Origin of the sequence: Lysinibacillus sp. PWR01, assembly GCF_043359455.1 — a bacterium.
Classification (GTDB): domain Bacteria; phylum Bacillota; class Bacilli; order Bacillales_A; family Planococcaceae; genus Lysinibacillus; species Lysinibacillus fusiformis_F.
In genome coordinates, this window is the sequence record NZ_JBHERJ010000039.1 from 1 (window position 1) to 902 (window position 902).

At 36.1% G+C, this 902-nt stretch carries 1 protein-coding gene and 1 pseudogene; both read left to right on the plus strand.

Annotation, left to right across the window (positions count from 1 at the left end):
- Positions 1-171, plus strand: a pseudogene (locus ACEVFT_RS05685) (IS110 family RNA-guided transposase); the annotation flags it as partial.
- A 166-nt stretch (positions 172-337) separates the two neighbouring features.
- On the plus strand, positions 338-902 hold a 565-nt coding region (locus tag ACEVFT_RS05690), incomplete at its 3' end, for a transposase (RefSeq protein WP_393948654.1).

Below are 902 nucleotides of genomic sequence, written 5' to 3' on the forward strand. Positions count from 1 at the left end.
CCGAATCATTTTGTGGACTATTACTACAAATTAAAAAAGCAACCTCAGAGGAAGCCTCATAAGGTTGCGATCATCGCCTGCATCAATAAGTTTCTGAAAGTGACATTTCAGTTACTGACGCGTGGCATTCTTTACGATTATGAGTCCGCACTACCAGCTCAGAAATCGTAATCACCTACATAGAACTATATCATAATGACCTTTCGAAAAAAATAAAAATCGTCAGGTCTTTTTGGCGTATCTAAAAATGAGTGTGAAATTTTTTCATAAAAAAATAAGAATCACTTCTGATAAAATTAAGTCACCACAACAAAATTATACAGAAAGAAGGATCCTTATGTTTAAAAATTATAACATGAATCAATTAGTTTTGCCTTTAGATTTAGAAGTAACATTACAAAAAAATGATATTGCCTTCCATGTCCACCATTTAGTTGAAAGTATCTCGCCTGAAGCGTTTGAACCATTCCTTCGAAATGAAGGCTGTCCCGCCTACCATCCACGCATGATGCTTAAAATTATCTTATGTGCTTATACACAATCTGTCTTCTCAGGGCGTAAAATTGAAGCCCTATTAAAAGATAGTCTTCGGATGATGTGGCTAGCTCAAGGCTATGAACCAAGCTACCGCACGATCAACCGTTTTCGTGTTCAACCAGAAATGAAAGAGTTGATCCGCCAATGTTTCGTCCAATTCCGTTGCCAGTTGGTCCAAGAAGAATTAATTGATCAGGAAGCTATTTTTATTGATGGAACAAAGATCGAAGCCAATGCGAACAAATTTACTTTCGTGTGGAAAAAATCCATCGAGAAATATCATAACGGATTAATTGAAAAATCAAACCAGTTATACGATGAGCTACTCGAGAAAGAAATCATACCAGAAATTGAACGAGAAAATG